We start from the raw sequence: 13,049 nt of genomic DNA on the forward strand, positions 1-13,049 counted from the left end.
TCCGCTGGCGCGGCGTGCTGCGCGCGTGCGCGACGCTGGCCGACCGTATCGCAGGGGCCGGACCCGACACGCAGCCGACGCTGGCCGTGCGCGAAGCGCGACCGCGCACGCACGTATGGGCGTCGCAGTACGTCGTGCCGCTACTGCTCGCCACGCTCGTATGCGCGCTGGCGACACTCGCGGCGAGTGCGCTGCTGCGCGTGTTCGACCTGTCGAACGTCGTGATGCTGTTCCTGATGACCGTCGTGCTGATCGCGCTGCGGCTCGGCCGGCTGGCCGGCGCGTGGGCCGCGTTCGTGTGCGTCGGCTGCTTCGACTTCTTCTTCGTCGAGCCGAGGCTGTCGTTCGCGGTGTCCGATACGCAGTACGTGTTCACGTTCGCGCTGATGCTGGCCGTCGCGCTCGCGATCGGCCAGCTTGCGGCGCGCCTGCGTGCGGAGGCGCGGGCCGCGCGCGCGAACGAGAAACGTTCGGCGGCGCTGGCGCGCGTTGCACATGACCTGTCGGCCGCGATCGAGACTGAACAGATCGCATCGATCTGCACCGGCACGATCGCGCCGCTGCTCGGCGTGCGTGTCGCGCTCGTGCTGCCGGATGCGGATGACCATCTGATGCCGGCGCAGCACGCGCGATTCGTCGAGGCACCGATCGCCAGTTGGGTCTACGAGAATGCGCGCGGCGCCGGGTGCGGGCTGCCGCCGTTCGAGCGCGCGACCGCGCAGTACCTGCCGCTGAAGGCGCCGATGCGCGTGCGCGGCGTGCTCGTGCTGTTCGGCGACGCACAGCCGGTACCGACGGACCCCGACGATCGCCGCCTGATCGACGCACTGTGCTCGTCGATTGCGATGGCGCTCGAACGCGTGCACTACGTCGGCGTCGCGCAGCACACGCTGGTCCGCATCGAAGGCGAGCGGATGCGCAATGCGCTGCTCGCCGCGGTGTCGCACGACCTGAAAACGCCGCTGACCGCGATCCGCGGGCTCGCCGAGACGCTGGAGCGGCCCGAGCGGCTGGCCGACGGGCAGCCGGCCGCGCTCGCGCACGGCATCCGCAACCAGGCCGAGGCGCTGCACGGGCTCGTCGTGAACCTGCTCGATCTCGCCCGCATGCAGAGCGAGGGCGTGCGGTTGAATCGCGAGTGGCACATGCTCGACGAGATCGTCGGCAGCGCGCTCGCGCATTCGGCGGGCGTGCTGGCCGGTCGCGACGTGAGTGCCGACTTGCCGGCCGACCTGCCGCTGATCGACGTCGACGCGCTGCTGATCGAGCGCGTGTTGATGAACCTGCTCGACAACGCGTCGAAGTACGCGGGGACGGACGCGGCCGTGGCCGTGCGCGCGCGCGTGTTCGGCGAAACGCTTTACGTCTTCGTCGAAGATGATGGCCCCGGCTTCATTGCGCGCAACACCGAGCCGCTGTTCGAGCCGTTCGAGCGCGAACGCAAGGAATCGTCGATCAGCGGCGTGGGGCTCGGGCTCGCGCTGTGCCGCAGCATCGTCAACGCGCACGGCGGCTCGATCCGCGCGGTGCCGCTCGATCCGCACGGCGCGCGGTTCGAGATTCGTCTGCCCCTGGGCGCGCCGCCCGACATCGAACACGAGAGCCGGACATGATCAGATCGCGCGTACTTATCGTCGAGGACGAATCGGACATCCGCCGTTTCGTGCGGATGGCGCTGGAACAGGAGGGGCTCGACACCTGCGAGGCGTCGACGGCCCGCGAGGCGCGGATGTATGCGTCGAGCAGCAAGCCCGATCTCGTGATCGTCGATCTCGGGCTGCCGGACGACGACGGCAAGACCTTCATCCGTGAGCTGCGCGAGTGGTCGACGGTGCCGGTGATCGTGCTGTCGGCGCGGCAACAGGAGGTGGAGAAGGTCGCGGCGCTCGATGCGGGCGCGGACGATTACCTGCCGAAGCCGTTCGGCGTGCCCGAACTGCTCGCGCGGGCGCGCGCGCAGTTGCGGCGTGCCGCGTTCGTGTCGGCCGACGGGCAATCGTCGTCGATCGTGCGGTTCGGCGACGTGACCGTCGATCTCGGCAAGCACGAAGTCGCGCGCGGCGGCGAGCCGGTCCACCTGACGCGCCTCGAATTCCGGCTGCTCGCCGCGCTGATTCGCGCGCGGGGCGGCGTGGTCGCCGCGCGGCAATTGCTGGCCGAGGTCTGGGGCATCCATGATGCGGACCGCGCGCATTACGTGCGCGTGTACATGACGAACCTGCGGCAGAAGCTCGAACCGGTGCCGGCGCGCCCACGGCACCTGCTGACGGAACTTCAGTTCGGCTACCGGCTGGTCGGTCTGGAAACGGTCGGCATGGCGGACGGGCCGCGCGGTGCGCTTTTGCCAGGTCTAGACAAGTGAAAGCCTGCGCCCGGCCGCGCGCCGGCGCGCGGAGAAAGCTGTTGTTTAGCTCGGTGTAATTCGCAATTAATTGAAATATAAGGAAATTTGCGACGCACGATCCTATTCCACCGACAATTAGAGATAAACACGGATTGCTGGCGCACCTGCTGAAAAGGCAAAGTTGTATGTACAACTTGGAGTGTCGTCGGAAAGGGCGATCCCCGGGTTGGAAGGGTTCACGGCGGCGCCGCCCGACGGGATCCCTGCCCAGTTCGCCTCTGACAGGAACGCCATGAAGAAACTCGCGCTCAGTATTGCCCTTGCCTGCATCGCGGTCGGTGCCCACGCCAAGGATTGGTCGACGATCCGGTTTGGCGTCGACGCCAGCTATCCGCCGTTCGAATCGAAGGACGCAAGCGGCAAGGTCGTCGGCTTCGACGTCGATCTCGGCAACGAGATCTGCGCCCGCCTGAAGGCGAAATGCGTGTGGATCGAGAACGACTTCGACGGGATGATTCCCGCGCTGAAGGCGAAGAAGTTCGACGGCGTGCTGTCGTCGATGTCGATGACGCCGGCGCGCGCCGAACAGATCGCGTTCTCCGACAAGCTGTTCAATACGCCAACGCGCCTCGTCACGAAGAAGGGCGCGAACCTGCAGCCGACGGCCGAATCGCTGAAGGGCAAGTCGGTGGGCGTCGAGCAGGGCACCATCCAGGAAACCTACGCGAAAGCCTACTGGGCGCCGAAGGGCGTGCAGGTCGTGCCTTACCAGAACCAGGACGGCGTGTACCAGGACCTGATGTCGGGCCGTCTCGACGCGGCGCTGCAGGACGCGGTGCAGGCCGACATCGGCTTCCTGAAGACGCCGCGCGGCGCGAACTTCGAATTCGCCGGCAAGGACATCGACGATCCGAAGACGCTCGGCAACGGCGCCGGCATCGGGCTGCGCAAGGACGACGGCGACCTGAAGGCGAAGATCGACCACGCGATCGCCGACATCATCAAGGACGGCACGTACAAGAAGCTCGAGAAGAAGTACTTCGCGTTCGACGTCTACGGCGGCTGACCGTCCATGCGGCGCGTATCGGTTGCGGTGCGCGCCGCGTCGGTCATGGGTGCAACCCGCTTCGCGTGACGCGTCCGACTTGATGAGCAGGCTGCATCAGGTAGTGCGCAGATATCGTTTGATGCGGGGTTAATGGCTGTCGAAAATCCAGCCACATCGTTCTGGATCCCTCATATGATCTTCCAAGGATTTGGCCCGCTGTTGTGGGCCGGCACGGTGGAAACCGTGAAGCTCGCGGTGCTGTCGCTCGCTGCGTCGCTCGTGCTGGGCCTCATCGGCGCAAGCGCGAAACTGTCGACGAACCGCCTGCTCAAGTCGATCGGCACCTTCTACACGACGCTGATCCGCGCGGTGCCGGACCTCGTGCTGATGCTGCTGCTGTTTTACGGGATCCAGATCCTGCTGAACAACTTCACCGACATGCTCGGCTGGGACCAGATCGACATCGATCCGTTCGTGGCCGGCGTCATCACGCTCGGCTTCATCTACGGCGCGTACTTCACCGAGACGTTCCGCGGCGCGTTCCTCGCGGTGCCGCGCGGCCAGCTCGAAGCGGGCTTCGCGTACGGGATGAGCGGCTGGCGCGTGTTCCGCCGCATCCTGTTCCCGCAGATGATGCGCTTCGCGCTGCCCGGCATCGGCAACAACTGGCAGGTGCTCGTCAAGGCTACCGCGCTCGTGTCGATCATCGGCCTCGCCGACGTCGTCAAGGCGTCGCAGGACGCGGGCAAGAGCACGCTCGATTTCTTCTTCTTCACGCTGGCTGCAGGCGCGATCTACCTCGCGATCACGACGGTCTCCAACGTCGTGCTGCATCACCTCGAGAAGCGCTATTCCGTCGGCGTCCGGAGGCTCGCACTGTGATCGAACTCGTCAGCCAGTACTGGCAAAGCTATCTCTACACCGACGGCTACCGCTTCAGCGGCCTCGCGATCACGCTGTGGCTGCTGGTGGTGTCGATCGCGCTGGGCTTCGCGCTCGCCGTGCCGCTCGCGATCGCGCGCGCATCGTCGAACCGCTGGATCTCCGGCCCGGTGTGGCTCTATACGTACGTATTCCGCGGCACGCCGCTCTACGTGCAGCTGCTGATGTGCTACACGGGCATCTACAGCCTGCAGGTCGTGCACAACCACGTGCTGCTCGACACGTTCTTCCGTAACGCGATGAACTGCACGCTGCTCGCGTTCGTGCTGAACGAATGCGCGTATGCGACCGAGATCTTCGCGGGTGCGATCAAGGCGACGTCGGCCGGCGAGATCGAGGCCGGCATGGCCTACGGGATGTCGCGCTTCAAGCTCTATACGCGGATCATCCTGCCTTCCGCGCTGCGCCGCTCGCTGCCGAGCTACAGCAACGAAGTGATCCTGATGCTGCACGCGACGACGCTCGCATTCACCGCGACCGTGCCCGACATCCTGAAGGTCACGCGCGACGTCAATTCGGCGACGTACATGTCGTTCCAGGCCTATGGCATCGCAGCCGTGCTGTACGCCATCGTCGTGTTCACGCTCATCTGGGCGTTCCGCAAGCTCGAGACGCGCTGGCTCGCGTACCTCTCGCCGCGCGGCCATTAACGCTTTCGCAAGATTCGCAAGGAAGGACCCAGCATGTACAAGCTTACCGTTGACAACCTGCACAAGAAGTTCGGCGACAACGAGGTGTTGAAGGGCGTGTCGATGAAGGCGAAGGCCGGTGACGTGATCAGCATCATCGGCTCGAGCGGCTCCGGCAAGAGCACGTTCCTGCGCTGCATCAACTTCCTCGAGCAGCCGTGTTCCGGGCAGATCACGATCGGCAGCGAGCCGATCCAGACCACCCGCGACCGCAACGGCTCGCTGCGCGTGGCCGACCAGAAGCAGCTGCAGCGGATGCGCACCAAGCTGTCGATGGTGTTCCAGCACTTCAACCTGTGGGCACACATGACGGTGCTCGAGAACATCATCGAAGCGCCGATGGCCGTGCTCGGCGTCGGCAAGGACGAAGCGATCGCGCGGGCGCGCAAGTACCTGGAGAAGGTCGGCCTCGCACCGCGCGTCGAGGGCATGTATCCGTCGCACCTGTCGGGCGGCCAGCAGCAGCGCGTGGCGATTGCGCGCGCGCTCGCGATGGAGCCGGAAGTGATGCTGTTCGACGAGCCGACGTCGGCGCTCGATCCGGAGCTCGTCGGCGAAGTGCTGAAGGTGATGCAGAAGCTCGCCGAGGAAGGCCGCACGATGGTCGTCGTCACGCACGAGATGGGCTTCGCGCGCAACGTGTCGAATCACGTGATCTTCCTGCATCAGGGCAAGATCGAGGAGGAAGGGGATCCGCAGGAGATTCTCGTGAATCCGAAGAGCGAACGACTCGGGCAGTTCCTGTCGGGTCGGTTGAAGTAAGGTCGCGTGTGAGCATTGCCTGAGCGCCCGTGACGCCCCAACGGCGTCACGGGCGTTGATGCGAACGCCGCCTACTGTTGCGCGAGCGCGTCCGTCAAAGGCCGCTGCGCGACCCGCACCAGATTGTCGCGGTCCGCACTCGGGCTCGACCATTGCAGATGCATGCTGGCGGGCCCGCTCGCATGCACGTACTCGACGCGGATCGGTACGTTGCGCTTCTGCGCCAGGTGGATGCGGCCCTTCGCGGTCGCGAGCCCTGGCTGTTCCTTGTCGATCACCTTGCGGCCGTCGATCCACACGCGCGCGACGTTGTCGCTCGTCACGCTGAACGTGTAGGTGTCGGCCTTCGGAATGTCGAGCGCGCCGGTCCAGCGGATCGCATAGTTCGTCGCATTCATCCCCTTCGACGCATCCGGCGAATCGGTGCCGGGCTCGGTGTTCAGGTCGAAATCGACCAGCGGCGTGATCGACGAGAACACCGGCGTCGCGAACGTCGTGTCGTTGTAGTACGTCGCGTTCAGCACGCGCAGCCGCGAGCTGAATGCGCTCGCGAGCGCCTGCACCTCCGCCGTGCTCCACGGGTGGCCGTCGGGGTAGAGCGTGCCCTGGAACGGCGTCGCCGGTTCGACGGTCGCGGGCGCGGACGCCGTCTGCCCCCAGTGGAAGCGCGTATTCGTGCGGCCGATCATCAGTTCCCACACGAGAAAGCCCGTCTTGCCGCCGTAGGTGCCGGCAATGCCGGCCATCGTCTGTCCCGCCTGGCCGCCCGGCCAGCCGCGCTGCAGCGTTTCCGAATTCAGGCTGTCGAGCAGGCTCGGCGGCAGCGAGTAGTCGGGCGTCGTCGCATTCTTCGCGTACGGATGGAACGCATGGAAATCGGAGAAGTAGTCGCCTTCCGGTTCCTGCACGTTCGGCGAATTGATCGGCTGCGTGGCGCCCGCATTGAGGATCGCGATGCGTGCGTCGTTCATCATCAGCGCGCGGGTTGGCTGCAGCGCGCCGTTGCCGCTGCAGCCCGGCTCGTTCATCGGTTCCCAGTACAGGATGCGCGGGTCGTTGCGGTGCGCGGACACGAAATCGGCGATGTAGTGCTGCAGGTCCTGCTTGTACGTGGTCGACGCGCCGGCCGCGATCGGCTGCAGGTACTGCTGCTCGACCGACTGCCCGGGCGACTGCACCCAGCGGCTGTTGTGCACGCCGAAGATCGGCGCGGCCTGCGGGCCGTAGGCGGGATCGACGTGCCAGCAATCGTCGTAGAAGATCGGCGCGACCTTCAGCCCGTGGCGCGCGGCGATGCCGAGCAGGCTGTCGAACTTCGCGAGGAACGCGTCGCGATCGTTGACCCAGTTCAGGTAGTGCAGGTACACGGTGATCGTGTTCATCCCGTACGTCTGCGCGTAGTCGAGCTCGCGGTCGACGGTGGCCGGATCGTAGTTCTCCCAGAAGTCGATCGCGTTGACCGCATTCCACGGGTTGTACACGGCGCCGACCACGCGGGAGAAGTCGTACGTTTTCGGCGCGACGTCCGGATAGCGGCTCACCGTCACGTTGCTGAACGCGACGCTCGCGCCGAAGCGGCGCAGCCCGAACGCGCCCGCGCGCAGCGCCGTCGTCAGGCCGCTCGTCGCGTCGTTGATGCTGATCACCTGCGTGCCGTCCACGTACACGTCGATCGCGTTGTTGCGCGTGACGACCTTCAGGTGATGCGTGCTGCCCGCGACGACCGCGGGCGCCGGATAGTCGATGAAGTCGGTCCAGTTGTCCTGTTCGCGGCCGACCTGCACCACGTGGCGCACCGCGTCGAGCCCGATGTAGTAGCCCGTCAGCGCATCGGTGCCGACCGTCGGGTTCGTCACGTGCACGATGAAGCCCGCGTTCGCGGTGGTCGCGCCCGGTGCCGGTGCGCCGATCGTGACGTCCGCTTCATACGACGCGTGGCCGTAGGCCGGATGCTGCGCGTTCGTGACGAGCTTCGCGCCGTCCGTGCTGGTGCCGCTGATCTGGATCGTGTTGCCGCCGCCGCTCGTCCAGGCCGGGCCGTATGTATCGAAGTCGGCGAGTGTCAGCGTCTGCGTGTCGGTTGCGACGGGCGGGGCCGGCGGCGCGTACGGCGGCACGCCGCGCGGCGACACGCGCAACGCGGGCGTCGGCCCCGGCAGGCCGAGCGTGACGAGCTGGTTCGGGAAGCGCGACGGGCCGCCGGAGCCCGTGTTCATGAAATCGCTGGAGGCGGCGGCAGTGGCGGCGGCGCTGTCGCTCGACGCGGCGTCGACGGACGTGCGCGCGGCGAGCGCCGAGGCTGACGGCGCGGACGAATCATCGCCGCCGCACGAGGCGAGCACGACGAGGATCGCCAGCGCGGCGGGCTTGAGGCGAGACGTGATAGTCATTCTGGACTCCGTATCAATGAGGAGAAGCGGACGACTGGTGACTCGATGCGGATGAAGCGGTGCCCGGACAGGAAACGTCGCGGGACGGTAGGCGTGTGAGGTGCGGACGGGCGGAGCGGGCAGCGCGGCGGGTTCGCGCGCATTCGCTTCCGGTCACCGTCTCGTCGTGCTGCTGTGTCGTGGCGCGGGGTTGTGCCCGACGCCGACGCAAGTATAGAAATGCTTTGAAATTATTACTAATAATTTAGTGATGGTGTTTACCCTGAAGCGGATATTGACCGGGGAGCAACCGGGGAGGGCGATGACAGGGGCGCCGGGCGCACGGCAACGCGAACGGGCAGCGCATGCGCTGCCCGTGCCGGATTCAGGGGAGAGCGGCTTACGCGCCGGCCGATTGCGTGACCGTCTCGACGGCGCGCACCGACCCGCGCTCGACCAGCGGGCCGTCGAGCTTGATCGCGCGACGGCGCACGGGCATCCCGACCGCGCGGTTCTGTTCTTCCTGCAGCAGGATTTCGACCGCCCAGCGGCCGAGCTCGTAGTTCGGCAGCACGATCGTCGACAGCGGCGGGTGCGTATGCCGCGCGATTTCCTGGTCGTCGTAGCCGAGCACCGACACGTCGTCGGGCACGCGCATCCCCAGATGCTTGACGGCCTCGATCGCGCCGAGCGCCATCAGGTCGTTCGCGCAGAAGATCGCGGTGGGCGGATGCGGCTCGCGCAGCAGCGACAGCGTCTGCTCGAAACCGGTATCCGAACCCCAGTCGCCGTCGCGCACGAGTTCCGGCGCGAACGGGATGTCGGCCGTCGCGAGCGCGGTGCGATAGCCCTTCAGGCGGTCCTTCGCGGCGTCCTGCCACGGCTCGCCGTTGATGTAGCCGATGCGCCGGTGGCCTGCGCGCAGCAGGTATTCGGTGGCCGCATGCCCGCCCGCGACTTCGGCCGGCACGATCGACGACAGGCCGCTTTCCGCCGTATAGCAGTTGAGCAGCACGGCCGGCACGCGCAGCAGTTCGGACGGCAGCGTGACCTTGCGCGTATAGACGGTCGCATAGACGACGCCGAGCAGGTTCGGCATCGCGAGCACGGATTCGAGCACCTGGCGCTCGATGTCGACGTTGCCGTGCGTCGAGTACACGGCGAGGAGCTTGCCGTTCGCGTAGGCCGCGTCGCGCGCGCCGTCGATGTTGACGACCGGGTGCGGGCTCGTCGAGATTTCGTCGGCGAGATAGACGATCAGGTCGCGCTCGCCGTCGTGCGTCATCGTCACTTCGCGCGGCAGGTAGCGGTAGCCGAGCTCTTGCGCGATCTTCACGACCTTGTCGCGCGTGGCGTCCGAGAACTTCGTGCCCGCCGCGTTGTTCAGCACGAGGGAGACGGTGGATTGCGACACGCCGGCAAGCTTGGCGATGTCGGTCATCGTGGGGCGACGTTGAGTAGAGCGTTTCACGGTAGGAGCGCGGTCCGGCCTCGACAGGATGAACAAATAACGACGGCGATAAACAGCGGGTCGGATCAATCTGACCGACGGTAACATCGGCCAACCAGGCCGGCAATCAAGCTTTACGCGCGCCCCGCCAGGTCCGCCGTTTCCCAGATAATAATATCAACAAATATTATTGACCGCGCGTGCCGCACCGTGCCATGCTTTGCCGCACATGCCCGCGGCCGGGCGCTGCAATTCGGCCGGCGGGGTCGCCAGTGTCATCCCGGGATGAACGATGCCGATGGGAACGCCCCGCAACGCCGACCTGATCGAACTCGCCAGTGGCGCGACCCGCGTGTGCGTCGCGCCGCAGGCCGGCGGCTCGATCGCCGCGTACTACGAAGCCGCGCCCGACGGCCCGCGACACTGGTTCCGGCCGGCTAGCGACGCGGCGCTCGCGAGCGGCGATCCGCTCGGCATGGCGAGCTTTCCACTGTTCCCGTACTGCAACCGCATTCGCGACGCGAAGTTCGACTTCGACGGCCGCACGATCGACCTGTCCGGCCCGGACGATACTTACCGTCACGCGCTGCACGGCCACGGCTGGCGGCGGCCGTGGCAGGTCGAACGGCTCGACGACACGCAGGTCGACCTGCGTTTCGAGCATCGTCCCGAGGTTGGCCGCGCCGGCGACTGGCCGTTCCATTACGAGGCGCGCCAGACGATCCGGCTCGACGGCGATACGCTGTCGATCACGCTTGCCGCGCGCAACCTCGGCGCGCTGCCGATGCCGTTCGGCATGGGCCATCACCCGTATTACCTGCGCACGCCGCACACCGTCGTGAAGGCGCACGTCGATGCGATGTGGCACGCCGATGCGGACGTGCTGCCGCTCCACGTCGGCGCGCATCCCGCCGTCGACGCACTGCGCAACGGGATGCCGGCCGACGCGTTCGATCTCGACAACAATTTCGTCGGCTGGACGCGCGAGGCCGCGGTGATCTGGCCGGAGCGCAGTCGCCAGGTCGTGCTGCGGGCCGAGCGGCCGTTCGACCAGCTCGTCGTGTACGCACCGGCCGGCGCCGACGCGCTGTGCGTCGAGCCCGTCACGAACACGACGGACAGCTTCAATGCGAAGGAACCTGCATCGCTCGTCGGCGGCTGCGTGCTGGCGCCGGGCGAGTCGCTGCAGGCGACGTTGCGGTGGACGCCGGGCCCCGCCTGACGGGTGCGGCGGTACGGGATTATCCCGAGTCGGGCGGGCGATAATATCGAGTAATAATATTAGTTCGTGAAGCCGATGCCGGCCATGTGCGACGGCGTGCGGACCGATCACAACACTTGGAGACGATGATGCCGAGCCGTGCAAAGCTGCAACGTATCGTGGTGACGATGGGTGTGACGCTCGGATGCGTCGCGATCGCGCAGGCGCAGGACAATGCGCAGAAGGTCGGGTCCAGCTCCGCGCAGACCTGCACGAATCCGAAGCCGGGCAGCGTGAAGCTGAGCGATCTCGTGGTCGGCTTCTCGCAGTCGGAGAACGAGCAGAACCCGTTCCGTGCGACCGAGACCGCGTCGGTGCGCGCGGCCGCGAAGGCGGCCGGCGTCAAGCGGCTGCTGTATACGAATGCGAACGCGAACCAGGCGAAGCAGGTCGCCGACATCGAAAGCATGATCAACCAGGGCGCGCAGGCGTTGATCGTCGCGCCGAACGATTCGACCGGCCTGCAGCCCGCGCTCGCGCAGGCGCGCGCGAAGGGCATCCCGGTCGTGACGATCGATCGGCAGACGGCCGGCACGCCGTGCCAGGATTTCATCACGTTCCTCGGTTCCGACTTCTTCCGGCAAGGGCAGCGCGCCGCGCAGGCGCTTGCCGATGCAACGGGCGGCAAAGCCACGATCGCCGAGATCCAGGGCGGCTACGGCAATACGGTCGAGAGCCAGCGCACCGACGGCTTCGCCGACGGTCTGAAGAAATTCCCGAACATGAAGATCGTCGCATCGCAGACGGCCAACTGGTCGGCCACCGAAGCGCAGAAGGTGATGGAGCAGGTGCTGCTTGCGCATCCGGACGTGACCGCCGTCTACGCGCAGGCCGACACGATGGCGCTCGGCGCGATGACCGCGCTGCGGCAGGCCGGCAAGCAGCGTGGCGTGACGGTCGTGTCGATCGACGGCACGAAGGATTTCGTCACCGCGATCGCGAACGGCTCGGCCGCCGCGAGCGTCGAGACCAATCCGCGCTTCGGCCCGCTTGCGTTCAAGTCGCTCGAAGCGTGGTTCGCCGGCAAGCCGGTTGCGCAGAAGCAGATCATGGACGACGCGCTGTACGACAAGGCGAACGCGAAGCATTCGCTCGAAGCGAACCTCGTCTACTGACCTGTCGATCGACCGGCGCGGAAACGCGCAACCCTGAACGCGAGGCGTGATGGACGCACAGCTTCCCGCCGCAACCGATGCCGCCGACGGCGGTGACGCGCAGCCCGTCGTGCTCGAGACGCGCGGCGTCGGCAAGACCTTCGGCGTCGTGCGCGCGCTCAACGGCGTATCGCTGTCGCTGCGCGCGGGCGAGGTGCACGGGCTGATGGGCGAGAACGGCGCCGGCAAGTCGACGCTGATCAAGATCCTCACCGGTTTCCACCAGCCCGATGCGGGCGAGATCCGCGTCGACGGCGTACCCGTGTCGTTCGACAGCCCGCGGGCCGCGCAGCGTGCGGGCATCTGCGCGGTCTACCAGGAAATCAACCTGATCCCCGAGCGCAGCGTGGCCGAGAACATCTTTCTCGGCCACGAGCCGCGTCGCTTCGGCCCGTGGATCGACCGGCGCGAGATGCTGGCGCGCACGCGCGAGATCGTCGAGCGCTACGGGCTCGCGGTCGACCCGGCCGACAAGGTCGGCTCGCTCGGGCTCGGCCAGCAGCAGATGGTGTCGATCGCACGCGGTGTGTCGCTCGGCGCGCGCGTGCTGATTCTCGACGAACCGACGTCGGCGCTGAGCGGGGCGGAAGTCGAGGTGCTGTTCGGTGTCGTCGATCAATTGCGTGCGACGGGCATCGCGATTGTGCTGGTGAGCCATCGATTGTCCGAGTGCTACCGGATGTGCGACCGGCTCACCGTGCTGCGCGACGGTGCGGTAGTGCGCAGCGACACGCCCGACCGGCTGCCGCGCATGGCGCTGATCTCGGCGATGCTCGGCCGCGAGGTCGGTGCGCACGGTCCGCGCGAACAGGCGGAAGCGGCCGCTGCCGATACGACGCAGACACCGGCGCTCGCCATCGACGGCTTGCGCTGGGGTACGCGCCTGCGCGACGTGACGTTCCGTGTCGCGCCGAAGGAAATCGTCGGGCTCGCGGGCTTGCTCGGCGCGGGCCGCCACGCAACCTTCAAGGCCGAGGACCGGAAGAGAGACGCGTAGGGTAAGAGGATTGCCAAGCGGGAGGAGCAGGCA

11 protein-coding genes are annotated in these 13,049 nt (G+C 66.9%); 9 read left to right on the forward strand and 2 right to left on the reverse strand.

Going from position 1 to position 13,049, the window contains the following annotated elements; translation table 11 throughout:
- From G3N93_RS22215 to G3N93_RS22240, 6 genes are all read left to right on the forward strand, one after another.
- On the forward strand, nt 1–1,613 hold a 1,613-nt coding region (locus G3N93_RS22215; RefSeq protein WP_206133961.1), incomplete at its 5' end, for a DUF4118 domain-containing protein.
- Nucleotides 1,610–2,362, forward strand: coding sequence for a response regulator (locus G3N93_RS22220; protein WP_174938874.1), 753 nt, complete (start codon nt 1,610–1,612; stop codon nt 2,360–2,362). The genes G3N93_RS22215 and G3N93_RS22220, both read left to right, overlap by 4 nt.
- A 274-nt stretch (nt 2,363–2,636) precedes the next feature.
- Nucleotides 2,637–3,410 (forward strand): ABC transporter substrate-binding protein, encoded by a 774-nt coding sequence (locus G3N93_RS22225; RefSeq protein WP_174938872.1) that lies wholly within the window; start codon nt 2,637–2,639, stop codon nt 3,408–3,410.
- Nucleotides 3,411–3,584: 174 nt separating this feature from the next.
- A complete protein-coding gene (locus G3N93_RS22230) occupies nt 3,585–4,274 on the forward strand; it encodes an ABC transporter permease (RefSeq protein WP_174938870.1) in 690 nt (229 codons plus the stop codon).
- On the forward strand, nt 4,271–4,984 hold the full coding sequence (locus G3N93_RS22235) for an ABC transporter permease (RefSeq protein ID WP_043178033.1): 714 nt from the start codon (nt 4,271–4,273) through the stop codon (nt 4,982–4,984). Before G3N93_RS22230 ends, G3N93_RS22235 begins: the two co-directional genes overlap by 4 nt.
- Nucleotides 4,985–5,017: 33 nt before the next feature.
- Nucleotides 5,018–5,785, forward strand: coding sequence for an ABC transporter ATP-binding protein (locus G3N93_RS22240; RefSeq protein WP_089447253.1), 768 nt, complete (start codon nt 5,018–5,020; stop codon nt 5,783–5,785).
- Nucleotides 5,786–5,856: 71 nt separating this feature from the next.
- Here G3N93_RS22240 and G3N93_RS22245 read toward each other — a convergent pair whose 3' ends face one another.
- Together G3N93_RS22245 and G3N93_RS22250 are read right to left on the reverse strand one after the other, a co-directional pair.
- A complete protein-coding gene (locus tag G3N93_RS22245) occupies nt 5,857–8,175 on the reverse strand; it encodes a PA14 domain-containing protein (RefSeq protein WP_206133962.1) in 2,319 nt (772 codons plus the stop codon).
- Between the two features lie 379 nt (nt 8,176–8,554).
- The gene (locus G3N93_RS22250; protein WP_174938866.1) at nt 8,555–9,595 is read right to left on the reverse strand and encodes a LacI family DNA-binding transcriptional regulator; all 1,041 of its coding nucleotides are present in this window, start codon (nt 9,593–9,595) and stop codon (nt 8,555–8,557) included.
- A 301-nt stretch (nt 9,596–9,896) separates the two neighbouring features.
- On the opposite strand from G3N93_RS22250, the gene G3N93_RS22255 reads away from it, so the two are divergent.
- The 3 genes from G3N93_RS22255 (at nt 9,897) to G3N93_RS22265 (ending at nt 13,016) form a co-directional block, all read left to right on the forward strand.
- Entirely contained in the window at nt 9,897–10,826 is a 930-nt protein-coding gene (locus tag G3N93_RS22255; protein WP_206133963.1) for an aldose 1-epimerase, read from the forward strand.
- 125 nt (nt 10,827–10,951) lie between these two features.
- Complete coding sequence (locus tag G3N93_RS22260; protein ID WP_081436693.1) at nt 10,952–11,980, forward strand: ABC transporter substrate-binding protein; 1,029 nt, start codon at nt 10,952–10,954, stop codon at nt 11,978–11,980.
- Nucleotides 11,981–12,029: 49 nt separating this feature from the next.
- On the forward strand, nt 12,030–13,016 hold the full coding sequence (locus G3N93_RS22265; protein WP_241026656.1) for a sugar ABC transporter ATP-binding protein: 987 nt from the start codon (nt 12,030–12,032) through the stop codon (nt 13,014–13,016).
- Nucleotides 13,017–13,049: the final 33 nt, after the last annotated feature.

Source organism: Burkholderia sp. Se-20378, assembly GCF_017104665.1.
GTDB lineage: Bacteria > Pseudomonadota > Gammaproteobacteria > Burkholderiales > Burkholderiaceae > Burkholderia > Burkholderia lata.

Excerpts from the sequence above, each read along its gene's own strand:
- G3N93_RS22265 (WP_241026656.1), top strand. The coding sequence starts at position 12,030 with ATGGACGCACAGCTTCCCGCCGCAACCGATGCCGCCGACGGCGGTGAC.
- G3N93_RS22250 (WP_174938866.1), bottom strand. The coding sequence starts at position 9,595 with ATGACCGACATCGCCAAGCTTGCCGGCGTGTCGCAATCCACCGTCTCC.
- G3N93_RS22245 (WP_206133962.1), bottom strand. The coding sequence starts at position 8,175 with ATGACTATCACGTCTCGCCTCAAGCCCGCCGCGCTGGCGATCCTCGTC.
- G3N93_RS22240 (WP_089447253.1), top strand. The coding sequence starts at position 5,018 with ATGTACAAGCTTACCGTTGACAACCTGCACAAGAAGTTCGGCGACAAC.
- G3N93_RS22260 (WP_081436693.1), top strand. The coding sequence starts at position 10,952 with ATGATGCCGAGCCGTGCAAAGCTGCAACGTATCGTGGTGACGATGGGT.
- G3N93_RS22220 (WP_174938874.1), top strand. The coding sequence starts at position 1,610 with ATGATCAGATCGCGCGTACTTATCGTCGAGGACGAATCGGACATCCGC.
- G3N93_RS22225 (WP_174938872.1), top strand. The coding sequence starts at position 2,637 with ATGAAGAAACTCGCGCTCAGTATTGCCCTTGCCTGCATCGCGGTCGGT.
- G3N93_RS22255 (WP_206133963.1), top strand. The coding sequence starts at position 9,897 with ATGCCGATGGGAACGCCCCGCAACGCCGACCTGATCGAACTCGCCAGT.
- G3N93_RS22230 (WP_174938870.1), top strand. The coding sequence starts at position 3,585 with ATGATCTTCCAAGGATTTGGCCCGCTGTTGTGGGCCGGCACGGTGGAA.